Source organism: Acinetobacter sp. RUH 2624 (genome assembly GCF_000162375.2).
GTDB lineage: Bacteria > Pseudomonadota > Gammaproteobacteria > Pseudomonadales > Moraxellaceae > Acinetobacter > Acinetobacter nosocomialis.
The window spans coordinates 3255489-3278149 of sequence record NZ_KI391939.1; the positions used below are offsets into that span (position 1 = coordinate 3255489).

Genomic DNA, 22661 nt, shown 5'->3' on the forward strand with positions numbered 1-22661 from the left:
AGAATGTGATGAATTTATCAATGTGTATGAAGTTTTTAAGGGGTATACAGTATATTGATAAATATCAATAAATTTTAATTTATATTGATCAATCCCAATATAGAAATGATTCTGATATGAAAAAAATAAGATATATGATGATTTGCGGTGCGCCGAAGCGTGAAAAATGTTAAAATGGCGCGCTTAATTCTTTTGCCATTTAGTGGTTTGTCATGACTACCAATACTCAAATTACTGAAGATCGTATCCTGATCCTGGATTTCGGCTCTCAATATAGTCAGCTCATTGCACGTCGTGTACGTGAAGCTGGTGTTTACTCTGAAATGTATGCCTTTGATATGTCTGAAGAAGACATCCGTGCTTTTAAGCCAAACGGTATCATTTTATCAGGTGGACCTGAGAGTGTGCATGAAGAGGGCAGCCCGCGAGCACCGCAAGTGGTGTTTGAATTAGGTGTTCCAGTATTGGGTATTTGCTATGGTTTACAAACCATGTCTGAACAGTTAGGCGGTAAAGTTGAGCCGGGTACTGTACATGAGTTTGGTTATGCCGAAGTTGATATCGTTAAACGTGACCAACTTATTGGCAACTTACAAGACCGCGAAAACCAGTTACACGTTTGGATGAGCCACGGCGACAAAGTGAGCAAAATTCCAGAAGGCTTTACAATTACTGCAAGCACACCAAGTTGTCCAGTTGCTGCTGTAAGTGATGAAGCACGTCGTTTCTATGGCGTGCAATTCCACCCAGAAGTAACGCACACGGCAAAAGGTGAAGAGTTACTTGCAAACTTCGTTCATAAAATTTGTGGATGTGGTGGCCTTTGGACACCTGAACACATTATCGATTTACGTGTAGAACAATTACGTGAACAAATCGGTAATGAAAAGGTTCTTTTGGGTCTTTCTGGTGGTGTTGACTCATCTGTTGTTGCTGCACTTTTGCACAAAGCAATTGGCGATCAGTTAACATGTGTATTTGTTGATAACGGTTTACTTCGTTTAAACGAAGGTGACCAAGTGATGCAAATGTTTGCCGAAAACATGGGTATCCGTGTAATTCGTGCAGATGCTGAACAACGTTTCTTAAATGCATTAGCTGGTGAAGTTGATCCAGAGAAAAAACGTAAGATCATTGGCCGTGAATTTATCGAAGTATTTGCTGAAGAAGCACGTAAACTTGATGGCGTGAAATTCTTGGCGCAAGGTACGATTTATCCAGACGTAATTGAATCTGCTGCAAGCAAACAAGGTAAAGCACACGTTATTAAATCTCACCACAATGTGGGTGGTTTACCAGACGATTTAGCATTTGAATTGGTTGAACCTTTACGTGACTTGTTTAAAGATGAAGTACGTAAATTAGGTACTACACTTGGTTTACCGCATAGCATGATCTACCGTCATCCATTTCCGGGTCCTGGTTTAGGTGTTCGTATTTTGGGTGAAGTGAAAAAAGAATATGCAGATATTCTTCGTCTTGCTGATGACATCTTCATGCAAGAGCTTCGTGACAGTGGTTGGTATGATAAAACTGCTCAAGCGTTTGCTGTGTTCCAACCTGTTAAGTCAGTTGGTGTAGTAGGTGATGGCCGTCGTTATGCTTGGGTAATTGCGCTTCGTGCAGTTGAAACAGTTGACTTTATGACAGCTCGTTTTGCACATTTACCATACGAATTGGTTGATAAAATCTCAACGCGTATTATGAATGAAATTAAAGATGTATCACGTGTGGTATACGACGTGTCATCTAAACCACCAGCAACGATTGAGTGGGAATAATCAAATGAAAAGGCAGGATTTAATCCTGCCTTTTTTATGTCTATTGATAAAAGCATTATTTATGTTTATCGATATACTGGTGACTAGTAATAAAAAAAATACTTTGATTTGAACCAAAACGTTCTACTGATTTCTCAAAAACCATTCCAACACGTTTTAGTAATTTGATTGATGCTTTGTTCTGTGTTTGAGTCTCAGCTATTACTTTCTTAAGATTTAACTCATTAAATGAATAATTTAAAACAAATTCAAGTGCTTGAGTTGCATATCCATATCCCATATATTCCGGCAGCAATTCATATGATACTTCGATATCTGAACCGTCATGATGAGTATCCAGAGATATAATTCCTAAAAAATTATGATCAGTAGAAGATCGAATTGCCCAAATAGGTAATTTACTTGGAGTATTAATATCAGCATGTGCTCGCGTTTGAGCTAGAGATACTTCCAATGGGCCACCTAAATACTTTCTAGTCGTATCATTTGTATAAAGTCTAACTAAATTAGACGCATCTGCTAATGTTAAATCGCTTACATAACACAAGTGCATATTATTTATTATTAAAGAGAAAAATTAACATATTACATTTTATAAGAAATTCATCATAAATATTCTTTTCTTTCGTCAGCTTAAATTTCTTCTCAGGAAACTACCTAGTAAGGTGCTTAAGCACTCTTTTTTATTGCTTAACTTTTAAAGATAAAAATTAATCTTAATAACTATCAATACAATAGGTCGTATAATATTACTTATACTTGATAAAAGATATATTAAGATATATCTTAATATTTATAAATTAAACATATTAGAGAACCTTCAAAGATGAGACAACAATCAGAACTTCATCATACTGAGCACAATGAACATCACCACGACTATCACCGTTCGGGGCGTCGTGGGAGACTTTTTGAAGCCGGACGAATGAAACTTTTAGTCCTTCATCTTATTCAGAAAAGTCCTAAGCATGGTTATGAAATTATTAAAGAAATCAGTGATTTGGTAGGAGATGGCTATACGCCTAGTGCGGGAACAATTTATCCGACTTTAACCAGTCTGGAAGAAATGAACCTAATTAACTTGTTAGATATAGAGCGTAAACAATATCAAATTACGGAGTTTGGTGAGGCTTATTTAACTGAACAAAAAGATAAGTTAAATGCACTGTTAGAAAAATTACGCTTAAGACGTGAAATTCACAGTAATGATCAATTAATTGAAATTCACCGCGCCATGGAAAATTTGAAAACAGCCTTACGTTTGAAATTGAATACTACTGACTTGAAGCAAGAGCAGATCTATCAAATTGCCGAAAAAATTGATCAGGCTGCGGTTGCAATCGGGCGTCTATAAGTTGAGATAAGCCATGCTAGAGCTACAGCAAAAAATCAAAGAAGCGGGCCTAAAAGTCACTCATCCAAGACTTGTTATTTTATCTTTAATTCAGGAGCAAGCGGAAGATTTAACGGTTAAACAGATTTATCAAAAGCTCTATATCCAAAAACAGAAGTTGAGCTTGGCAACAGTTTATCGGGTGGTCAGTGATTTGGAAGGAGCAGGCCTAATCTCAAATACTCAATTTCAGCGTGGTGAAGCGAAATTTAATTTATCAGAGTTAGCCAATAATCAACTTCTACAAATTTATTGTGCAGAGTTGACACAAGCGAAACAAGAACAATTTCTAGCGAGTTTGCAATCTGTATTTACTCAATTTCAAGTTGACTTGAAGCAGATTGAAATTATCCAAAACCATTAATTTTTAATAGAGAATTTATATATGAAACAGCATCAATATCACGTTACTGTACAACATTTAAAAGATGCCAAAGGCGAAGTTTCTAACTATACGGAAAGGCTCGAGTTCTATACTGGTAATCATGATGACATTTTTGAGATTGTTGAAAAGTTAAAGAACGCAGAATTTTTCGATGATCAAACTACGAAATCTTTTGGAGTTGGTCTAAAACTTTTTAGTGAAGTCATGTTGGAAAATCGGGACCATCCACTGTTTCAAGAGTTCTTTCCCCAGTTCGGGCAATTTATGAAAAATCTAAAACAGCTCGTTAAAACTCAATCATCTTAAGCTGCTTAAAGCAGCTTTAATTATTTTCTGTTTTATAATTAAAAATCGATTGTCTCATTCATAAGACCCTGTGTATTACTAAAAGACTATATTGAATAATGAGTGTATTGTTAAGATCAGTATAACAACTCATTGCAAAAGCATAGGTAAAAGAGAGTAATATCATGAGCAATAATAACGATTACGATATTTCTGATTCAAAGGATTGCGAGAAATTTGCCAATCAATTCATTCAGGAATTTCCAATTCGCTCTGCTGAAATTGGACAGGGGACGGTGATTAAGCGGGCTTTACCTAGTCGACAAAAGCGAATGATTGGGGCGTGGTGTTTTCTGGATCATGCAGGCCCAGTAACATTTCCTGCAGGTAATGGTTTAGATGTGGGTCCGCACCCGCATATTGGTTTGCAAACCTTCACGTGGATGATTGAAGGCACCATGATGCATACCGATAGCTTAGGTTCAAAACAATTAATTCGTCCTAAACAAGTTAATTTAATGACAGCCGGTCATGGTATCTCTCATACAGAAGTTGCACCTGATACTGAAACCCAAATGCATGCTGCGCAGCTCTGGATTGCTTTACCTGATCATAAGCGCAATATGGATCCGAAATTTGAACATTATCCTGAGTTGCCTGTTGTTGAAAAAGATGGTCTAGAATTTACTGTACTTGTGGGTAAATATTTAGAGACGACTTCTCCAGTCGTGGTGCATACACCATTAATAGGTGTTGATTTAATTGCTACCCGTGATACTAAAACACGTATTCCATTAAATCCTGAGTTTGAATATGGTTTTATGGCATTAGATGGAGTTGCTCATGTGAATGGGCATGAACTTACTGCTGACAATATGGTGGTATTAGATACGGGTTTAAGTGAAATTGAGATTGAAGTAAAGAAAGGGAACCGTGTGTTATTAATTGGTGGTGAACCTTTTGAAACTCCAATCTTATTATGGTGGAACTTTGTTGCACGTACTATGGATGATTTAAAAGAAGCGCGTGAGCAGTGGATTAATCATGATGTACGTTTTGGCGAAATTCCCGATTATGTTGGCGCACGTTTAGAAGCCCCAGTTCTTCCAGATCAAATGAGAGCATCAAAATGACAGCAGTAATCGCGAGCAGTAAAGCAAAGCCACTTGCTGAACAGTGGAAGGGTGAGATTACCAGTGGCCGCCATCAATACTTTTGTGATGAGCCAGAAAAGTTAGAAGGTCATGATCAAGGTCCAGCACCTTATGACTTGCTGACTGGAAGTCTGGCAGCTTGTACACTCATTACTTTAAGAATGTATGCAAAGCATAAAGATTATGACTTTGGTGAGTTTTCGGTTGAAATTGATTTTCATACCAATCGTGAGCATGAAGAACATATCGAGCGTCGTATTGTTTTTAAAGAGTTGCCGAACGAAGAGCTTCAACAAAAAATCTTAACGGTATGTAGTAAAACGCCAGTAACTAAAACTTTGTTACGTAGTTTAGACATTCATACTGTGCTTGTTGCAGCATAAAAATGCTATTTTGTTGCGGTGGATGATTTTATATCCATCCCACAAATGGAATAAAACAGCATGTTCACATGCTGTTTTTTATGTAAAAAAGAAAAATAAAAGTAGGCAGTATCATGATTAGTGTACACCACCTGGAATGTTCGCGATCGTTTCGGATTTTATGGGCTTTAGAAGAGTTAGGCTTAGATTATGATATTCATTATTATCAACGTCTTCCCAACTATTCAGCACCAGAAACTTTGAAATGTATCCACCCGCTCGGCAAGGCGCCAATTTTGACAGACGATGAGCAAGTTATTGCAGAATCAGCTGTTATTTTAGAGTATTTGCAGCAACGTTATGATCAAAATCAGCAGTTTAAACCTAAGCAAGCTCAGGATTTGCAGCAGTATATTTACTGGATGCACTATGCCGAAGGTTCACTTATGCCCTTATTGGTCATGACTCTAGTGATGAATAACGTGAATAAACATGTACCTTGGTTAATTCAACCTGTAGCAAAGAAAATTACAGAAGGGGTTAAAGCAAATTTTGTTCGTCCACGTATGAAAGATCATATTAGTTTTTTAGAACACTACTTGTCTGAGCATGAGTATTTTGCAGGGGATTTTTCATTTGCCGATATTCAAATGAGCTTTCCATTAGAGGCTCTACAGTCCCGTCTTCAAGGCAAATATCCGCATATTCAAGCATTTTTGCATCGGATTCAGCAAAGACCAGCATTTCAAAAAGCAAGACAGAAAGGTTTGGGATCAAACGAAAGAAATTGTGCTGATATATAAAAGAAAAGGAACAAATATTTGTTCCTTTTTTATTACTTAATCTTTATTTGCGTTTAATTACGATAGAGTCAATGCCGCTATGCTGTAAGGTTTGCTGAGCAGCAAGAGCAGCTTCTTGGGTATCGTATGGACCAGAAATAACACGGTACCACGTCTTACCATTTTCTGAGCTTTTAATTACATCAGCTGATAAGCCATTTAAAATGATCTCTGCACGTCGAGCATCTGCTTGATCTGGGTCAGCATAGCTACGGACTTGTAAAATATAATTTGGTTGTTGAGATACAGCAGCTGTAGAGTCAGTATTGTCATCAGTATTAGCAACAGATTCTGATGCAGCAGGTTGAGCAGTACTAGGTGCCTCAACAATCATAGCAGTACCTTGGTTTTTACTTTCTGGAATAGCCTGTTCCGGAATAGGGGTAACTTGCTGTTGAGGTAATAAATCGTAAAAACGGTAATCTTTATTGGTTTCTTCTTCTTTGTAGTGGTCAGAAGTAATCTGGTTTTTTGAAGAAACAGGTTGCCACGGTTTCCAAAGCATGAGCACTACTGCGATACATAAGACCGCTAAAATAGCGACAAGTGTCCCTAACCATTTAGGAATTAAAGGCTTTTTAGGCTTATTAGGTCTTTCAGATACACCGCGTTGCGTTTTGCCAAACACGTGGATTATTCCTCTGTCTTTTGATTGTTTTATTTCGAGTTTAGTTCTCGTTTACTTTAAAACATCGCTTTGTATAGGTGAAGTCCTTACAAAGCGTTATTTCTTGCAACACGAAGGGGTATATGACTTTGCCAAATACCCCAACATGAACTTACATGGCTTCAGGTGCAGAAACACCGAGTAATTCTAAGCCATTGCGCAGTACTTGTTGTACGTTGATTGAAAGTAATAAGCGTGCTTGTGTAAGTTCAGCATCATCACTTAGAACTTTATGCTCATTGTACCAACCGTGGAATAGCGCAGCTAATTCTTTTAAGTAGTTACCTACTTGATGTGGTTCATACGCATTAGCAGCACGTAATACAACGTCTGGATATGCAGCTAGTTTAGCAAGAATTTCAGTTTCTGCATCAAGTGACAAGCGCGCAGCATGTGAACGAGCTGCACTTACTTCAAATTGTAAGCCAGTGCTTGTTGCTTTTTCTAACATGCGGCAAATACGTGCATGAGCATATTGAATATAATACACCGCATTATCTTTACTTTGTGACACAGCAAGGTCAAGGTCAAAGTCAATGTGTTGTTCGCTCTTACGCATTACATAATAAAAACGTGCAGCATCGTTACCAACTTCTTTACGTAAGTCGCGTAAAGTCACGAACTGACCCGAACGAGATGACATTTGGACCATCTCACCACCGCGCCATAAACTTACGAACTGAACTAAAAGAACAGTTAATTTTTTCGAGTCATAACCCATTGCATCAATCGCAGCTTTTACGCGAGAGATATAACCGTGGTGGTCAGAACCCCAAATATCAACAAGGTCGGTATAACCACGTTGTAGTTTATTTAAGTGGTATGCAATGTCAGATGCGAAGTAAGTCGTTTGACCATTACGACGTTTAACAACACGGTCTTTTTCATCGCCAAATTCAGTCGATTTAAACCAGATGTTGCCATCTTTTTCATACAAGAAGCCACGTTGATCAAGTGTTTCCAACGCTTCGTCAATTTTTGCGCTAAGAGACGCTTCGCTAAACCATTGGTTAAAGGTTACGCCGAAGTCAGCAAGGTCATCTTTAATGTCATCTAAAATGGCATGAAGAGCTGCTTGATGGAAAACACGGTAGCCTTCACCTAATAACTGCTGTGAGTTGGCAATAAGGCCATCAATATGCTTTTCTTTATCACCAGATAACACGACTTTGTTGCCTTCGCTATCTAGCTCTTCAGCATATTGCACATCTTCTGGTACATCTTTATAGACGTCTGCTACATCACGAACATATGCATTGTTATCTTTGTCGATAATGCTTTGGGCGATCTCTTTAACATAGTCGCCTTGATAAGCATTTTTTGGGAATACAAGATTTTGACCCAATAATTCTAAATAACGTAAATAGGTAGAAGTCGCCAAAATATCCATTTGACGGCCAGCATCATTTACGTAATATTCGCGATCAACTTTAGCACCTGTTGCTTCAAGTAAGTTTGCAACAGTCATACCATAAGCAGCACCGCGACCATGACCTACGTGTAGGCTAGACGTCGGGTTTGCAGAAACAAATTCAACCTGAATCTTTTTAGCTGCATTTGATTGGCTACGACCAAAGCTTTCTTTTTGAGCTTGAATTTGGTCAAGAATCGCAAAACGTTGGTCTGCATTTAAAAAGAAATTGATAAAACCAGGACCTGCGATTTCAGCTTTGCTGATGTCTGCAACTTCTGGTAATGCTGCTAGAATTTTCTCAGCTAAATCGCGTGGTTTCATACCAGCAGCTTTAGAGCCGATCATGGCAATATTAGAAGCAAAGTCGCCATGGCTTCGGTCTTTGGTGCGCGTTAAATTGCTTGAATTATTCCAATCCGAAGGAAGCACACCTTCTTGCTGAAGGGTTTGCACTGCATGGTCGAGAGCTGCTTGTATTGCCGTATTCATATCAATCGAAAATAGATGTCGCAGAAAAACGTCAAATATAGCAAATTTCCTATGAGTTAGGGGAGTGCATTTAACGCTTTCATTTAATTTCTTTCTTGAAGCTCCATATAACTATTTTTTTTGTAAATATTAAAAAATGAATGTGATTCAATTCTGAAAATACGTAAATACAGGCTTTGTAGGCAATATTTTTTAAATTATAAGGTAGTAAAACACTTGGTATTTTTTATGAAAATGTAAGCTAGTAAGAAAATATAAGATTTTAAGTCAGATATAGAGTTAATTAAGAATAATTTTAAAAAAGATGAAAAATGTAAGTAGTTAATTTTTAATATTAATTTTGCTGTATGTTTTTTCTAAATAGTATTCAATTTCAATATCACGGTTTAAAATACCTATTTTGTATTAAATAGTCTTAAGCTTACGCATACAACGAGCTTTAGAGAGTGCTGAAACTGTACTTTTCGGAGTTCTAAGCTGGAAAATGAGATAGGCAATGATATCAGGACACCCAAGTAAACACCCACTTTATATCCCTTATGCAGGCTATACACTTTTAGAGTTACCCCTTTTAAATAAAGGGTCCGCTTTCACTCAAGAAGAAAGAAGTAACTTTAACTTACACGGGTTACTTCCACATATTATTGAAACTATTGAAGAGCAAAGCCAACGCTCTTATCAGCAATATTGCGCTTTCAATGATGATATTAATAAGCACATCTATTTACGTAATATCCAAGATACCAACGAAACTCTGTTCTACCATTTAATTGAAAATCATCTTGAAGAGATGATGCCAATTATTTACACGCCGACCGTAGGTGAGGCATGTCAACGTTTCTCTGATATCTATCGCCGTCATCGTGGTGTTTTTATTTCATATCCAGATCGCGATGTGATTGATGATATTTTGCAGAACGTTAATAAAAATAACGTTAAAGTCATCGTGATTACGGATGGTGAACGTATTTTAGGTCTTGGTGATCAAGGCATTGGCGGCATGGGTATTCCAATTGGGAAACTTTCGCTTTATACCGCATGTGGTGGTATTAGCCCTGCGTACACATTGCCAATCACAATCGATGTAGGGACGAATAACCCTCAATTATTAAATGACCCGATCTACATGGGATGGCGTCAACCACGTATTAGTGGTGATGAGTATTATGAATTTGTAGATATGGTGATTGAAGCTGTAAAACGTCGTTGGCCAAAAGCACTCATCCAGTTTGAAGATTTCGCACAAAAAAATGCGATGCCACTTTTAGAAAAATATCGCGATAAAATTTGTTGTTTCAATGATGACATTCAAGGAACAGCAGCGGTTTCTGTTGGTAGTCTAATTGCTGCAAGCCGTGCAGCAGGTAAACAATTAAAAGATCAGAAAATTGCTTTCTTAGGTGCGGGTTCAGCGGGTTGTGGTATTGCGGAGCAAATCGTTGCACAAATGGTTTCAGAAGGTCTAACCGATGCTGAAGCACGTGCTCGTGTTTACATGGTAGATCGTTTTGGTTTGATCACTGAAAATCAGCCGAACCTATTAGACTTCCAGCGTAAATTAGCTCAGAAAGCTGAAGTAGTAGACCAATGGGGCAACATTGAAGAAGTGATTTCACTACTTGATGTTGTTAAAAATGCCAAGCCTACAGTATTAATCGGTGTTTCTGGTCAGCCGGGCCTATTCACTGAAGAAATTATTAAGACCATGGCTGCCAATTGTGAACGACCAATTGTGATGCCGTTATCTAACCCGACTTCACGTGTGGAAGCTGTACCAGCTGATATTGTGGAGTGGACTGAAGGAAAGGCATTAATTGCAACGGGTAGTCCATTTGCACCTGTAAATCATCACGGCAAGCTTTACAATATTTCGCAGTGCAATAACTCATACATCTTTCCTGGTATTGGTTTAGGTGTAGTAGCATCAGGCGCTAAACGCGTTACAGAAAACATGCTTATGGCATCAAGTAGTGCTTTAGCAGACTGTTCACCGTTGCTCAAAGATCCACAAGCGGATTTATTACCACCTTTAGGCGAGATTCAACAAGTGTCTAAAGTGATTGCATTTGAAGTGGCAAAAGCTGCAATGGCAGATGGTGTGGCTGTGACCATTAGTGATGATTTGCTTAAGCAGAAGATTGATCAATCGTTCTGGAAACCAGAATACCGTAAATATAAGCGTATTCCTTTCTAAGAATGAGAAGATAAAAAGAGGAGCTTAAGCTCCTCTTTTTATCTTTTAATCCTCTAAAATTTCTTCTAGCAATTCTTCACTTGGTGCAAAGTAATATGCGCCGTCTAGTGGTGTCACGAAGTGCAGTAAGCGGTCATGAATGCCATCGCCACTTGTACCAAACATACGCTTTAACATCGCATCAATAATGTTCAGGTCTTTGGTGTAGGCAATGAAGAATAAGCCTTGATCACCTCGACCGTCACCGTAAGGTAAGCTATGACGTAGGATTTCCATTTCTTCGCCCTCCTCATCTTCAACGACAGTACGAGCGACATGGGCATTTTCTGGTTTAACGTCATCATCTAATTCAATAGATTCAAGCTTGGTACGGCCCATGACATTTTCTTGTGCGTCGACTTTAAGTTTTTTCCATTTTTCCAAGTCGTGTGCATAGCGCTGCGCAAAGATGAAACTACCATCTGCAAATGCTCCAGCACTTTCTGGGAGGAGGGCGGTTTCTGCGCGGTCGTCTGGAAATTGAGGGTTTTCAGTACCATCTATAAAGCCAGTAATATCGCGACCATCAAAATAACGGAAGCAAACACGCTCATCCAGAACCTCAACTTTATCTTTAATACCTTCAAAAAATGCTTGGCTTAATGCAAAACAGATATCTGAACGCATACTGGCAATGTGGATAAGCACATCAGCTGGTACGACTGGCATATTGAATGCGCCATTTTCTGGTTCAAGTTGTTTAAAACCAGCAGGAGATTGACTGTAAAGTTGCTTCCAAAGTTCTGGACCAAAAGCGACTGCTGTCTTAATTTGTGCGTCTGAATGTTGAGTAATGAGACGGTCACGTGTTTCGAATAAAGCTTCGAGTTGTTCTTTTAATTCAGCAATTGTTAAATCTTTTAAACGAAGAACAATAAAACGGGCATGATCAGATGGTAATGGCAAAATGACAGATTGAGCAGTCATTAGAAGATCTCTCCTCAATTATAATTTAGTATGAGCTTCAATTATTGTGCCTGATGCGAAGAGACGTTAGTAGTCTATTTATTGATTTTATTGTTTGAATTATCGCCACGATAGTTTTATAAAACGGTATAATTCCACTTTTATCATCTATTTCGCTATGTCTTTGCAAGTTTGGTTTGCTTATATGTTGGCCTGTTGGGTCATTAGTATTTCTCCGGGAGCAGGGGCGATTGCTTCTATGTCGAGCGGCTTAAATTATGGCTTTAGACATGGCTACTGGAATGCAATTGGCTTGCAAATCGCCTTGTTAATTCAAATCATGATTGTGGCGGCGGGTGTAGGTGTTCTATTCGCAACGACACCATTAGCTTTTCAGGCTGTTAAGTGGTTTGGGGTAGCGTATTTATTATATTTAGCCTATTTGCAGTGGACTGCACCAGTAAAAGACATAGAAATTCAACATGAAAAAAAGGATAAATCTGTTTCTGCTCTGCTATTAAATGGATTTGTGGTCAATATCAGTAACCCTAAAGCGATTGTATTTTTATTGGCAGTTTTGCCTCAGTTCTTAGATTTAAACAAACCTCAATGGATACAATATCTAATTATGGCAGCCACTATGGTTACGATTGATTTGATTGTAATGGCTGGATATACAGGGCTGGCGTCAAAAGTTTTAAGACTACTTCGTTCGCCTAAACAGCAAAAATATTTGAACCGTGGTTTTGCTGTCATGTTTAGTTGCGCAGCATTATTGTTAAGTACGGTTCATCAAGCAGCCTGATTTAGGCCGCTTGAGTTTGATTTTTGATTTTTTGAACCATAAAAATAAGAGCAAAACTTAAAGCCATACATAAAACAATACTGAGGCCAGTCGAGATATTAAGTGCTGCGCTTGACCATAGGCCAACACTGACACCGAGTTGAGCTAAAACAAAAGCCCAAATAACCATTTGCTTTGGTGAGTGAGCGAGTAATCGGGCGCTCAATGCTGGAATAACCAGTAGTGCTCCCATTAAAAGTGAACCAACTGCACGTAAAGCTAATACTGTAAATAAGGCTAGCAGTAACATGAAGATAAGACGCTGCCACTTCGCATTCACACCTTCGCTAATCGCAATGTCCGGATCAATTGCAATTTGAATTTGAGGTTGCCAAAAGCGATAAAGAATTGCTAGTGATATAGCAATAATTAATGTGAAAACAGGTAGGTCTGGCCAGTCAATACTCAGTAAGTCACCGAATAAATAACTTAAAAGCTCCGGTCTTAAACTTGGAACATGCTGAATAAACAGTAGGCCACTACATAGTAATGTTGCTGAACATAGGGCAAGCAAAGCATCGTTTGGTAAACGATTGTCATGTAGTGCCCATAAAATAGCGACTAATAAAATAGCCGTACCTGCCACGCCAAGCCAGAGGGGAAGGCTTAAAGCACCAGCAATTGCTACCCCAAGTAAGGTTCCATGTGCCATGGTGTCTGCAAAAAAAGACATACGTCTCCATAGCATGAGACAACCAAGTGGTGCGGTCAAAAAGACCAATAGGGTTCCCATAATCCATGCGGGCAACAATAATTGTAACCATTCCATCATGGCTTAAGCTTCCGGTTCTGGGTGGATGTGAGGTCTACTATTGTGAGGGCAGGGGTGTGCCGCATCACCATGCGCACAGTGGTCATGATGGTGTTGATAAAAGACTCGCTGGGTGCCAAATATTGCCTGATATTCAGGATGCTGCTGAATATTTTCGGGTAATCCACTACAACATATATGTTTGTTTAAACAAACAACTCTATGCGTGCCTTGCATAACCCATTGTAGGTCATGGGAAACAATTAAGATGGCGCATCCATAACGCTCCGGCAGACTACGCACATATTCATAAAGCTCAGCTTCAGATTGAATATCTAGACCTTGCATCGGTTCATCAAGAACGAGAATATCTGGTTTTCTAAGTAAAGCGCGTGCCAATAGTACGCGTTGACGTTCACCACCGGAAAGTTGTTGAACTTTTGATTGTTGTAACTTTGCAATACCGGTGTCTTGAATAATTTCCTGACGAAGGGCTGGGCTACACTTTTCAAGATTTAATAAATCTTGAACACGTAAAGGAAGACTATGAGAGGGATTAAATTTTTGAGGGACATAAGCCATTTTTAGTTTTTTATCGCTTATGACACGTCCGCTACTTGGCTTTAAAATACCAAGTAGAACTTTAATTAAAGTCGACTTACCCGCACCATTCGGACCAATTAAGGTCACAATTTCATTTTGGTGCAGATCAAAATCGACTTTTTTTAATATATCCCGATCATCACGGCGAACAGAAACCTGTTCAAGTTGTATTAATACAGGATTTAGCGAGCTGTGCGGCACTGCTGGCATTTCCCCGAAATTTCAATAATGCTGTGTTGTGCTGTGAAATCATCTAAAGCTGCAAGTTGGTCGAGTTGTTGAGTTAGACCTTGTGAAGATGCTTCTTTAACAGTGTGACATTCGGTGCAAATTAAGAATGCAGCTTGATGTCCTTCACGTGGATGACAGCATGGAATATAAGCATTAATAGATGTTAAGCGATGGATTAGACCTTTTTCTAATAAGAAGTCTAAAGTTCTATAAACAGTAGGCGGAGCGGCAGGGCGATCTGTCTGACTTTTAATACGTGCTAATAAGTCATACGCACCCATTGGACCTGAAGCATTTAAAATGAGCTCAAGAACTTCTTTACGTAAAGGCGTAAGACGTGCGCCAACTGCAGAACATAAAGTTTCTGCTTCAGCTAAACGACTTGCGACATTATGGTGATCATGTACACCATGCAAAGAATCATGATGTTCATGCGTGCAAGAACTCATAGACATAACCTCAAATTTTTAATGGAATATTAGCATGAAGCGATGCTTCATTCGATTAATCTTAGGTATTTTTGTAACTTTGTTATATTATAACATGCTTCGAGCTATTACTAATTGATGGTCTGTCATGTTCCGCGTTTTTGTTTTCAGTATGTTCTCTCTTTTGAGTACGCTAGGTTGGAGTCAGGGTTTGGTTGTCTCTACACACCCAATCTATTTGATTGCAAAAGAAATTACCAAAGGTGTTGAAGAACCTCAATTATTGCTTCAGGGCCAAAGTGGACATGACGTACAACTCACCCCGGCACATCGTAAAGCAATCAATGATGCCTCTTTGGTGATTTGGTTAGGAAAGGCTCATGAAGCTCCGCTAAACAAACTGCTGAGTAACAATAAGAAAGCAATTTCTTTATTAGACAGTGGTATTCTTTCTATTTTGCCGCAGCGTAATACGCGTGGTGCTGCTTTACCAAATACTGTGGATACGCATGTGTGGTTGGAGCCAAACAATGCAGTACGGATTGGCTTTTTTATTGCAGCTTTGCGTTCACAGCAGCATCCCGAAAACAAAGCAAAGTATTGGAATAATGCCAATATATTTGCCCGGAATATGTTACAGGCAGCTCAAGCTTACGATAGCTCAAGTAATGGGAAACCATATTGGTCTTATCATGATGCTTATCAGTATTTGGAACGCTCGCTTAATTTAAAGTTTGCAGGTGCTTTAACGGATGACCCGCATGTTGCACCTACAGCAGCTCAAATTAAATATCTTAATGATAATCGACCAAAACCTCAGATGTGTTTACTTGCTGAAAGTTTCACAACAAAAGGTCAATATCAGAAACTGGGCAGTATTACCTTCCAACCCGTTGATGAAAGTATGAATAATGAGGACGATTTTGTAACAGCATGGAAGAAACTGGCGATAAAAACAGATAAATGTGTATTAAATACGCAAAAGTAAGATAAAAAGTAAACAAAGGCTGACTGTAGCGTCAGCACCACCTGTCACGAAAAACCCCGACTAAAGTCGGGAAAAGATTGCATGTTCAGGGGTGTAACTCTATAATGCCTGCGATTAAAAGCGATCATCAGCTAAACTTGTCAAGCATTTATGCTGTGAGTGGATAAATAATGAGCCAAACTAGTCGCTTGATTGACCGACGATTAGCAAAAGCTTTGGTCTTCTTACAAGCATGCATGATCCCTGTTTCCGCACTTGTGGCGTGGAGCATAAAAGACATGACAGCAGCATTAAGTGCGGCACTTGGTGCATTGGTCTGCTGGCTTGCTACCAGTTATTTTGCGTGGCAATCCTTCAGGACGGCAGGTGCGAGAGCATCTAAACAAGTGCTGTCTAACATGTATAGGGGCATGTTAGGCAAATTTGCAATTATGATCGTTGGATTTATTTTGATTTTGAGCAATGTTAAACCTTTATCACCGTTAGCATTGCTGTTTGGTTTTATCCTCGTTCAAGCGATGTCGTGGGTTGCTCCTTTTTGGGTTTCACGTCTACAAAAACGAGTATAGAAACAAGAAGAATTGAAGATTTTTTGGAGGGTGGCGAGATATCGACAGTACGCCGATGTTCGTTTCCCTTCTTTTTAGTAATTGACATTGACCAGGTGTGATTTATGGCTGCTGAAGAACATGCCCTCACTTCGACAGAGTATATCAAGCATCACTTGACCAATATGACCTATGGCAAAATGCCAGACGGTACATGGAAATTGGCTGAGACTGCTGAAGAAGCTCATTCGATGGGGTTCACTGCAATTCACTTGGATTCAATGGGTTGGTCAATTGGCCTTGGTGTGATTTTCTGTTTGTTGTTTTGGATGGTTGCGAAAACTGCGAAAGCTGGCGTTCCAACAAAATTCCAATCTGCAATTGAAATGATCATTGAGTTTGTTGACTCAAGTGTTCGTGATACTTTTCATGGCAAATCACGTTTAATTGCTCCACTTGCACTCACTATTTTCGTGTGGATTTTCCTCATGAACTTAATGGACTTGATTCCAGTTGACTGGATTCCTCAAGTTGCTGCATTTGTTGGTGCTCACGTATTTGGCATGGACCCTCACCACGTTTACTTCAAGATCGTTCCATCTACAGATCCAAACATTACCCTTGGTATGTCTTTATCTGTATTTGTACTTATCTTGTTCTACAGCATCCGCGAGAAGGGTGTTGGTGGTTTCGTAGGCGAGTTGGCACTTAACCCATTTAACCCAAGTAATCCAGTTGCAAAAGCGTTGCTTATTCCAGTGAACTTGATTTTGGAATTGGTAACATTCCTTGCTCGTCCTATTTCATTGGCTCTCCGACTGTTCGGTAACATGTATGCCGGTGAGTTAATCTTTATCCTGATCGCATTATTGCCGTTCTGGATTCAATGGGCGTTATCTGTGCCTTGGGCGATCTTCCACATTCTTGTAATCACGTTGCAGGCATTCATCTTTATGATGCTTACCATCGTTTACTTGAGCATGGCAAGCGAAAAACATTAATGGTATTGCCTAACTATCAAATGATGGTTGGGCTGAATTTTTTTAATTTAATTTGGTAATAACCTAACCTCTGAGGAATTTTTCATGGAACTCACTTTAGGTCTAGTTGCAATTGCATCTGCTATCTTGATCGCTTTCGGTGCTTTGGGTACTGCGATTGGTTTTGGTCTTTTGGGTGGTCGCTTTTTAGAAGCTGTAGCTCGTCAACCAGAATTAGCTCCACAACTTCAAACTCGTATGTTCTTAATCGCGGGTCTTCTTGATGCTGTGCCTATGATCGGTGTTGGTATTGGCTTGTTCTTCATCTTCGCTAATCCATTTGTAGGTTAATCAGCTTAATTCCGAAATCCACTATTTGAGGAATTGCAATGAATATCAACCTCACATTGATTGGTCAAGCGATTGCGTTTGCGTTTTTTGTCGCATTCTGCATGAAGTTTGTTTGGCCACCACTAATCAATGCGATTAGTGAGCGTCAGCGTAAAATCGCTGATGGCTTAAATGCAGCAGAAAAAGCGAAAGCTGACCTTGCCGATGCACAAGCGCAAGTGAAGCAAGAGCTTGATGCAGCTAAAGCACAAGCGGCTCAATTGATCGAACAAGCGAACCGTCGTGCAGCGCAATTGATCGAAGAAGCTCGTACTCAAGCTGCGGCTGAAGGTGAGCGTATTCGTCAACAAGCTAAAGAAGTTGTTGATCAAGAGATCAATTCTGCTCGCGAAGAATTACGTCAACAAGTAGCTGCCTTGGCAGTGACTGGTGCAGAAAAGATCCTGAACCAACAAGTTGATGCAGAAGCTCATAACGCCATGCTGTCTCAGCTGGCTGCTAAACTTTAAGCGAGGCGAATTATGGCTGAACTCTTGACGTTGGCACGTCCGTATGCCAAAGCAGCATTTGCTTATGCTTCTGAGCAAGGTGCAACAGACAATTGGTCGAATGCGTTACAAGTGCTCAGTGCTGCGGTGCAAGACGAAGCATTTTCCGCTTATTTAAATCGCCCTGAACTTACTCCTGCGGAGCAAGTGAAGCTTTTTGCTAAAGTTTTAGGTGAAGATCAATCTCAAGCAGTGTCTAACTTTTTGACACTTCTTGCAGATAACGATCGATTAGTGTTGTTACCTGAAATTGCAGCAGAATATGAACAGCTTAAATCACAGAATAACAATACGGTTGATGTCGTGATTGAATCGGCGTTTCCGTTAACTTCTGTTCAGGAACAATTGCTTGCACATGCGTTAGAAAAACGCTTCAAGGCAGCAGTTAATGTTTCTGTCGAAGTTAATCCTGCTTTGATTGCAGGTGTGGTTATTCGTGCAGGCGATCAAGTGATAGATGATTCTGCGCTTAACAAGCTTGAAAAAATGCGTACTCGTCTTCTTGCATAATGCAAATGATGAAGACTGAACTAATAAAAGATTGAGGAATAGCGCAATGCAACAACTGAATCCATCCGAGATCAGTGCGCTCATTAAACAGCGTATCGGAGATCTGGACACCAGCGCGACCGCTAAAAACGAAGGTACCATTGTTATGGTATCCGACGGTATCGTGCGTATTCACGGTCTTGCTGATGCAATGTACGGTGAAATGATCGAATTCGACGGCGGCTTATTTGGTATGGCACTGAACCTAGAACAGGATTCAGTGGGTGCCGTTGTTTTAGGTAACTACCTAAGCCTTCAAGAAGGCCAAAAAGCTCGTTGTACAGGTCGTGTTTTAGAAGTTCCAGTTGGTCCTGAACTTCTTGGCCGTGTAGTAGATGCTTTGGGTAACCCAATTGATGGTAAAGGCCCAATTGATGCAAAATTAACTGATGCTGTTGAAAAAGTAGCACCGGGCGTAATTTGGCGTCAATCTGTAGACGAGCCTGTTCAAACTGGTTATAAATCAGTTGATACCATGATTCCTGTGGGTCGTGGTCAGCGTGAGTTGATTATTGGTGACCGTCAAACTGGTAAAACAGCAATGGCGATCGATGCGATTATCGCTCAGAAAAACTCTGGCATTAAGTGTGTATACGTTGCGATTGGTCAAAAACAATCAACAATTGCAAACGTTGTACGTAAGCTAGAAGAAACTGGCGCTATGGCGTATACAACTGTTGTCGCTGCTGCGGCTGCTGATCCTGCTGCAATGCAGTACTTAGCTCCGTACTCTGGCTGTACAATGGGTGAATACTTCCGTGACCGCGGTGAAGACGCTCTTATCATTTATGATGATTTGTCTAAGCAAGCTGTTGCTTACCGTCAAATTTCATTGCTTTTACGTCGTCCACCAGGTCGTGAAGCGTATCCAGGTGACGTATTCTATCTTCACTCACGTCTTCTTGAACGTGCTTCTCGTGTATCTGCTGAATACGTTGAGAAATTCACTAATGGCGCAGTAACTGGTCAAACTGGTTCTTTAACTGCATTGCCAATTATTGAAACTCAAGCAGGTGACGTATCTGCATTCGTACCAACGAACGTAATTTCGATTACTGACGGTCAGATCTTCTTAGAAACATCATTATTCAACGCAGGTATCCGTCCTGCTGTGAACGCGGGTATCTCTGTATCTCGTGTTGGTGGTTCTGCTCAAACTAAGATCATCAAAAAATTGTCTGGTGGTATCCGTACTGCTTTAGCACAATACCGTGAATTGGCTGCGTTTGCTCAGTTTGCTTCTGACCTTGACGAAGCAACTCGTAAGCAACTTGAACATGGTCAACGCGTAACTGAGTTAATGAAGCAAAAACAATATGCTCCTTACTCAATTGCTGACCAAGCTGTTTCTGTTTATGCATCTAACGAAGGCTATATGGCTGACGTAGAAGTTAAGAAAATCGTAGACTTTGATGCTGCGTTAATTGCTTACTTCCGTTCTGAATATGCTCCGTTGATGAAACAAATCGATGAAACTGGTGATTACAACAAAGACATCGAAGCAGCAATCAAAGCAGGTATTGAAAGCTTTAAAGCGACTCAAACTTACTAAGTTCAGTTTTAGTTAAGTTTGGTTCACGGATCAACCTTCGGAAGCTCGAAAGGGCTTTCGAATACTAGGTTAAGCGTATGGCAAATTTAAAAGAAATTCGCGCCAAAGTAGCTAGTATCAAGAGCACGCAAAAGATTACTCGCGCGATGCAAATGGTAGCTGCTTCTAAAATGCGTCGTGCGCAAGAGCGCATGGCTCAAGGCCGTCCGTATGCCGATAATATGCGCCGTGTAATTGCTCACTTGGTACAAGCAAACCCTGAATATAAACACCGTTATATGGTTGACCGCCCAGTTAAGCGTGTTGGCTATATCGTAGTGTCTTCAGATCGTGGTTTGGCAGGTGGCTTGAACATTAACTTGTTCAAGAAAGTTGTGCAGCATGTCAAAGCACAACAACAGCAGTCAATTGAAGTTGAATTTGCTTTAATTGGTCAAAAAGCGGTTTCGTTTTTTAAGAATTACGGCGGTAAAGTGCTTGGTGCAACTACCCAACTTGGCGATGCGCCGAGTTTGGAACAGTTAACTGGCTCAGTGCAAGTTATGCTTGATGCATTTGATAAGGGCGAATTAGATCGTATCTATCTCGTATCAAATGGCTTCGTTAATGCAATGACTCAGCAGCCTAAAGTAGAACAACTTGTTCCTTTAGCACCAGCAGAAGAAGGCGATGACCTCAACCGTACTTATGGTTGGGATTATATCTACGAACCAGAAGCAGAAGAATTGTTAAATGGTTTGTTGGTTCGCTATATCGAGTCTATGGTTTATCAAGGTGTGATTGAAAACGTTGCATGTGAGCAGTCAGCTCGTATGGTCGCGATGAAAGCAGCGACAGACAACGCAGGACAATTGATTAAAGACCTACAACTCATTTACAACAAGCTGCGTCAAGCCGCGATTACTCAGGAAATTTCCGAGATCGTTGGCGGTGCCGCTGCCGTTTAACATTATTAAGTTTGAATTGAGGAGACAGCAATGAGTAGCGGTCGTATCATTCAGATCATCGGCGCGGTTATCGACGTCGAGTTTGAGCGCACAAGCGTTCCTAAGATCTATGACGCTCTCCAAGTTGACGGTACTGAAACTACTTTAGAAGTTCAGCAACAACTTGGTGATGGTGTTGTTCGTACCATCGCAATGGGTTCTACAGAAGGTCTTAAACGTGGTCTTACTGTAACTAGCACAAACGCACCGATCTCTGTTCCAGTTGGTACAGCCACTCTTGGCCGTATCATGGACGTTTTAGGTCGTCCTATCGATGAAGCAGGTCCTGTTGCGACTGAAGAACGTTTGCCGATTCACCGTCAAGCGCCTTCTTATGCTGAACAAGCAGCTTCTACTGATCTTTTAGAAACTGGTATTAAAGTAATTGACTTACTTTGCCCGTTCGCAAAAGGTGGTAAAGTTGGTTTATTCGGTGGTGCGGGTGTTGGTAAAACCGTTAACATGATGGAATTGATCAACAACATCGCAAAAGCACACTCAGGTTTATCTGTGTTTGCTGGTGTTGGTGAGCGTACTCGTGAAGGTAACGACTTCTATCACGAAATGAAAGATTCTAACGTTCTTGACAAAGTAGCAATGGTCTACGGTCAGATGAACGAGCCACCAGGTAACCGTTTACGCGTAGCGTTAACTGGTTTGACTATGGCTGAATACTTCCGTGATCAAAAAGACGAAAATGGTAAAGGTCGTGACGTATTATTATTCGTCGACAACATCTACCGTTATACACTTGCGGGTACTGAAGTATCAGCATTGTTAGGTCGTATGCCATCTGCGGTAGGTTACCAACCTACACTTGCAGAAGAAATGGGTGTTCTTCAAGAGCGTATTACGTCTACTAAATCTGGTTCGATCACTTCGATCCAAGCAGTATACGTACCTGCCGATGACTTAACAGACCCATCGCCTGCGACTACATTTGCTCACTTAGATGCAACAGTAGTATTGAGCCGTGATATCGCATCTTCTGGTATTTACCCAGCGATCGATCCACTTGACTCAACTTCACGTCAGTTAGACCCATTAGTTGTTGGTCAAGAGCACTATGAAATTGCGCGCGCAGTACAAAACGTATTGCAACGCTATAAAGAGCTTAAAGACATCATCGCAATCTTGGGTATGGATGAATTGGCAGAAGAAGATAAATTGGTTGTTTACCGTGCGCGTAAAATCCAACGTTTCTTCTCTCAACCATTCCACGTAGCTGAAGTATTTACTGGTGCTCCTGGTAAATTAGTACCACTTAAAGAAACGATTCGTGGCTTTAAAGGTCTATTAGCTGGTGAATACGATCACATCCCAGAACAAGCGTTCTATATGGTTGGTGGTATTGACGAAGTGATTGCTAAAGCTGAGAAACTCTAATTTAA

General features: G+C 40.1%; 25 protein-coding genes. 18 read left to right on the top strand and 7 right to left on the bottom strand.

Going from position 1 to position 22661, the window contains the following annotated elements:
• The first annotated feature begins 212 nt into the window (after positions 1-212).
• A complete protein-coding gene (gene guaA, locus HMPREF0014_RS21880; RefSeq protein ID WP_002054280.1) occupies positions 213-1781 on the top strand; it encodes a glutamine-hydrolyzing GMP synthase in 1569 nt (522 codons plus the stop codon).
• 55 nt (positions 1782-1836) lie between these two features.
• Here guaA and HMPREF0014_RS21885 read toward each other — a convergent pair whose 3' ends face one another.
• Complete coding sequence (locus HMPREF0014_RS21885) at positions 1837-2334, bottom strand: GNAT family N-acetyltransferase (protein WP_006581269.1); 498 nt, start codon at positions 2332-2334, stop codon at positions 1837-1839.
• 273 nt (positions 2335-2607) lie between these two features.
• Between HMPREF0014_RS21885 and HMPREF0014_RS21890 the strand changes: the two genes are divergently transcribed.
• From HMPREF0014_RS21890 to HMPREF0014_RS21915, 6 genes are all read left to right on the top strand, one after another.
• Positions 2608-3135: a PadR family transcriptional regulator gene (locus HMPREF0014_RS21890; RefSeq protein WP_006581270.1), complete on the top strand. Its 528-nt coding sequence runs from the start codon at positions 2608-2610 to the stop codon at positions 3133-3135.
• 13 nt (positions 3136-3148) lie between these two features.
• Positions 3149-3538, top strand: coding sequence for a transcriptional repressor (locus HMPREF0014_RS21895; RefSeq protein ID WP_020992356.1), 390 nt, complete (start codon positions 3149-3151; stop codon positions 3536-3538).
• 21 nt (positions 3539-3559) lie between these two features.
• The gene (locus tag HMPREF0014_RS21900) at positions 3560-3865 is read left to right on the top strand and encodes a DUF3861 domain-containing protein (protein ID WP_002054242.1); all 306 of its coding nucleotides are present in this window, start codon (positions 3560-3562) and stop codon (positions 3863-3865) included.
• Between the two features lie 164 nt (positions 3866-4029).
• Complete coding sequence (locus HMPREF0014_RS21905) at positions 4030-4977, top strand: pirin family protein (protein ID WP_006581272.1); 948 nt, start codon at positions 4030-4032, stop codon at positions 4975-4977.
• Positions 4974-5381 carry an OsmC family protein gene (locus HMPREF0014_RS21910; protein WP_002054254.1) on the top strand — a complete coding sequence of 136 codons (408 nt, stop codon included), beginning with the start codon at positions 4974-4976 and terminating at the stop codon, positions 5379-5381. Before HMPREF0014_RS21905 ends, HMPREF0014_RS21910 begins: the two co-directional genes overlap by 4 nt.
• 113 nt (positions 5382-5494) lie before the next feature.
• Positions 5495-6163, top strand: a complete 669-nt coding sequence (locus tag HMPREF0014_RS21915; RefSeq protein ID WP_006581273.1) for a glutathione S-transferase — start codon at positions 5495-5497, stop codon at positions 6161-6163.
• Positions 6164-6206: 43 nt separating this feature from the next.
• Here HMPREF0014_RS21915 and HMPREF0014_RS21920 read toward each other — a convergent pair whose 3' ends face one another.
• Together HMPREF0014_RS21920 and argS are read right to left on the bottom strand one after the other, a co-directional pair.
• Positions 6207-6830, bottom strand: coding sequence for an SPOR domain-containing protein (locus HMPREF0014_RS21920; RefSeq protein ID WP_006581274.1), 624 nt, complete (start codon positions 6828-6830; stop codon positions 6207-6209).
• Between the two features lie 151 nt (positions 6831-6981).
• Positions 6982-8772, bottom strand: a complete 1791-nt coding sequence (gene argS / locus HMPREF0014_RS21925) for an arginine--tRNA ligase (protein WP_002054250.1) — start codon at positions 8770-8772, stop codon at positions 6982-6984.
• Positions 8773-9268: 496 nt separating this feature from the next.
• Between argS and HMPREF0014_RS21930 the strand changes: the two genes are divergently transcribed.
• Positions 9269-10966 (top strand): NAD-dependent malic enzyme, encoded by a 1698-nt coding sequence (locus HMPREF0014_RS21930; protein ID WP_000623106.1) that lies wholly within the window; start codon positions 9269-9271, stop codon positions 10964-10966.
• Between the two features lie 45 nt (positions 10967-11011).
• Here the strand turns inward: HMPREF0014_RS21930 and HMPREF0014_RS21935 are convergent, their stop codons facing one another.
• Positions 11012-11932, bottom strand: coding sequence for a Dyp-type peroxidase (locus tag HMPREF0014_RS21935; protein WP_020992357.1), 921 nt, complete (start codon positions 11930-11932; stop codon positions 11012-11014).
• A 157-nt stretch (positions 11933-12089) separates the two neighbouring features.
• Here HMPREF0014_RS21935 and HMPREF0014_RS21940 point away from each other — a divergent pair, with 157 nt between their 5' ends.
• A complete protein-coding gene (locus HMPREF0014_RS21940) occupies positions 12090-12716 on the top strand; it encodes a LysE family transporter (RefSeq protein WP_006581276.1) in 627 nt (208 codons plus the stop codon).
• Position 12717: 1 nt separating this feature from the next.
• On the opposite strand, the gene znuB is transcribed toward HMPREF0014_RS21940, so the two are convergent.
• From znuB to HMPREF0014_RS21955, 3 genes are read right to left on the bottom strand one after another with little or no spacing between them, the layout of a single operon-like run.
• Positions 12718-13527, bottom strand: coding sequence for a zinc ABC transporter permease subunit ZnuB (znuB, locus tag HMPREF0014_RS21945; RefSeq protein ID WP_006581277.1), 810 nt, complete (start codon positions 13525-13527; stop codon positions 12718-12720).
• Between the two features lie 3 nt (positions 13528-13530).
• Positions 13531-14319, bottom strand: a complete 789-nt coding sequence (znuC, locus tag HMPREF0014_RS21950) for a zinc ABC transporter ATP-binding protein ZnuC (protein WP_006581278.1) — start codon at positions 14317-14319, stop codon at positions 13531-13533.
• Positions 14292-14789: a transcriptional repressor gene (locus HMPREF0014_RS21955; RefSeq protein WP_002054239.1), complete on the bottom strand. Its 498-nt coding sequence runs from the start codon at positions 14787-14789 to the stop codon at positions 14292-14294. Before HMPREF0014_RS21955 ends, znuC begins: the two co-directional genes overlap by 28 nt.
• Before the next feature lie 127 nt (positions 14790-14916).
• Here HMPREF0014_RS21955 and HMPREF0014_RS21960 point away from each other — a divergent pair, with 127 nt between their 5' ends.
• The 9 genes from HMPREF0014_RS21960 (at position 14917) to atpD (ending at position 22656) form a co-directional block, all read left to right on the top strand.
• A complete protein-coding gene (locus HMPREF0014_RS21960) occupies positions 14917-15756 on the top strand; it encodes a zinc ABC transporter substrate-binding protein (protein WP_004711044.1) in 840 nt (279 codons plus the stop codon).
• Positions 15757-15926: 170 nt separating this feature from the next.
• Positions 15927-16325, top strand: a complete 399-nt coding sequence (locus HMPREF0014_RS21965) for an ATP synthase subunit I (protein WP_000084237.1) — start codon at positions 15927-15929, stop codon at positions 16323-16325.
• Positions 16326-16429: 104 nt separating this feature from the next.
• Positions 16430-17305, top strand: coding sequence for a F0F1 ATP synthase subunit A (atpB, locus tag HMPREF0014_RS21970; protein ID WP_002054274.1), 876 nt, complete (start codon positions 16430-16432; stop codon positions 17303-17305).
• 84 nt (positions 17306-17389) lie between these two features.
• Complete coding sequence (gene atpE, locus HMPREF0014_RS21975) at positions 17390-17635, top strand: F0F1 ATP synthase subunit C (RefSeq protein WP_000424060.1); 246 nt, start codon at positions 17390-17392, stop codon at positions 17633-17635.
• A gap of 38 nt (positions 17636-17673) precedes the next feature.
• Entirely contained in the window at positions 17674-18144 is a 471-nt protein-coding gene (locus tag HMPREF0014_RS21980; protein ID WP_002054137.1) for a F0F1 ATP synthase subunit B, read from the top strand.
• Positions 18145-18156: 12 nt separating this feature from the next.
• Positions 18157-18693 carry a F0F1 ATP synthase subunit delta gene (locus tag HMPREF0014_RS21985; RefSeq protein ID WP_004705938.1) on the top strand — a complete coding sequence of 179 codons (537 nt, stop codon included), beginning with the start codon at positions 18157-18159 and terminating at the stop codon, positions 18691-18693.
• Positions 18694-18739: 46 nt separating this feature from the next.
• Positions 18740-20284, top strand: a complete 1545-nt coding sequence (gene atpA / locus HMPREF0014_RS21990; RefSeq protein ID WP_002054271.1) for a F0F1 ATP synthase subunit alpha — start codon at positions 18740-18742, stop codon at positions 20282-20284.
• Positions 20285-20361: 77 nt separating this feature from the next.
• Positions 20362-21231 carry a F0F1 ATP synthase subunit gamma gene (gene atpG, locus HMPREF0014_RS21995; RefSeq protein WP_002114131.1) on the top strand — a complete coding sequence of 290 codons (870 nt, stop codon included), beginning with the start codon at positions 20362-20364 and terminating at the stop codon, positions 21229-21231.
• 30 nt (positions 21232-21261) lie between these two features.
• Positions 21262-22656, top strand: coding sequence for a F0F1 ATP synthase subunit beta (gene atpD / locus HMPREF0014_RS22000; protein ID WP_002054158.1), 1395 nt, complete (start codon positions 21262-21264; stop codon positions 22654-22656).
• Positions 22657-22661: the final 5 nt, after the last annotated feature.

Coding starts and splice junctions, on each gene's coding strand:
- HMPREF0014_RS21895 (WP_020992356.1), top strand. CDS start 3,149: ATGCTAGAGCTACAGCAAAAAATCAAAGAAGCGGGCCTAAAAGTCACT.
- HMPREF0014_RS21980 (WP_002054137.1), top strand. CDS start 17,674: ATGAATATCAACCTCACATTGATTGGTCAAGCGATTGCGTTTGCGTTT.
- HMPREF0014_RS21940 (WP_006581276.1), top strand. CDS start 12,090: ATGTCTTTGCAAGTTTGGTTTGCTTATATGTTGGCCTGTTGGGTCATT.
- HMPREF0014_RS21985 (WP_004705938.1), top strand. CDS start 18,157: ATGGCTGAACTCTTGACGTTGGCACGTCCGTATGCCAAAGCAGCATTT.
- HMPREF0014_RS21885 (WP_006581269.1), bottom strand. CDS start 2,334: ATGCACTTGTGTTATGTAAGCGATTTAACATTAGCAGATGCGTCTAAT.
- HMPREF0014_RS21915 (WP_006581273.1), top strand. CDS start 5,495: ATGATTAGTGTACACCACCTGGAATGTTCGCGATCGTTTCGGATTTTA.
- atpE (WP_000424060.1), top strand. CDS start 17,390: ATGGAACTCACTTTAGGTCTAGTTGCAATTGCATCTGCTATCTTGATC.
- guaA (WP_002054280.1), top strand. CDS start 213: ATGACTACCAATACTCAAATTACTGAAGATCGTATCCTGATCCTGGAT.
- atpB (WP_002054274.1), top strand. CDS start 16,430: ATGGCTGCTGAAGAACATGCCCTCACTTCGACAGAGTATATCAAGCAT.
- HMPREF0014_RS21910 (WP_002054254.1), top strand. CDS start 4,974: ATGACAGCAGTAATCGCGAGCAGTAAAGCAAAGCCACTTGCTGAACAG.
- HMPREF0014_RS21900 (WP_002054242.1), top strand. CDS start 3,560: ATGAAACAGCATCAATATCACGTTACTGTACAACATTTAAAAGATGCC.
- znuB (WP_006581277.1), bottom strand. CDS start 13,527: ATGATGGAATGGTTACAATTATTGTTGCCCGCATGGATTATGGGAACC.
- HMPREF0014_RS21965 (WP_000084237.1), top strand. CDS start 15,927: ATGAGCCAAACTAGTCGCTTGATTGACCGACGATTAGCAAAAGCTTTG.
- HMPREF0014_RS21930 (WP_000623106.1), top strand. CDS start 9,269: ATGATATCAGGACACCCAAGTAAACACCCACTTTATATCCCTTATGCA.
- atpG (WP_002114131.1), top strand. CDS start 20,362: ATGGCAAATTTAAAAGAAATTCGCGCCAAAGTAGCTAGTATCAAGAGC.
- atpA (WP_002054271.1), top strand. CDS start 18,740: ATGCAACAACTGAATCCATCCGAGATCAGTGCGCTCATTAAACAGCGT.
- argS (WP_002054250.1), bottom strand. CDS start 8,772: ATGAATACGGCAATACAAGCAGCTCTCGACCATGCAGTGCAAACCCTT.
- znuC (WP_006581278.1), bottom strand. CDS start 14,319: ATGCCAGCAGTGCCGCACAGCTCGCTAAATCCTGTATTAATACAACTT.
- atpD (WP_002054158.1), top strand. CDS start 21,262: ATGAGTAGCGGTCGTATCATTCAGATCATCGGCGCGGTTATCGACGTC.
- HMPREF0014_RS21955 (WP_002054239.1), bottom strand. CDS start 14,789: ATGAGTTCTTGCACGCATGAACATCATGATTCTTTGCATGGTGTACAT.
- HMPREF0014_RS21960 (WP_004711044.1), top strand. CDS start 14,917: ATGTTCCGCGTTTTTGTTTTCAGTATGTTCTCTCTTTTGAGTACGCTA.
- HMPREF0014_RS21890 (WP_006581270.1), top strand. CDS start 2,608: ATGAGACAACAATCAGAACTTCATCATACTGAGCACAATGAACATCAC.
- HMPREF0014_RS21935 (WP_020992357.1), bottom strand. CDS start 11,932: ATGACTGCTCAATCTGTCATTTTGCCATTACCATCTGATCATGCCCGT.
- HMPREF0014_RS21905 (WP_006581272.1), top strand. CDS start 4,030: ATGAGCAATAATAACGATTACGATATTTCTGATTCAAAGGATTGCGAG.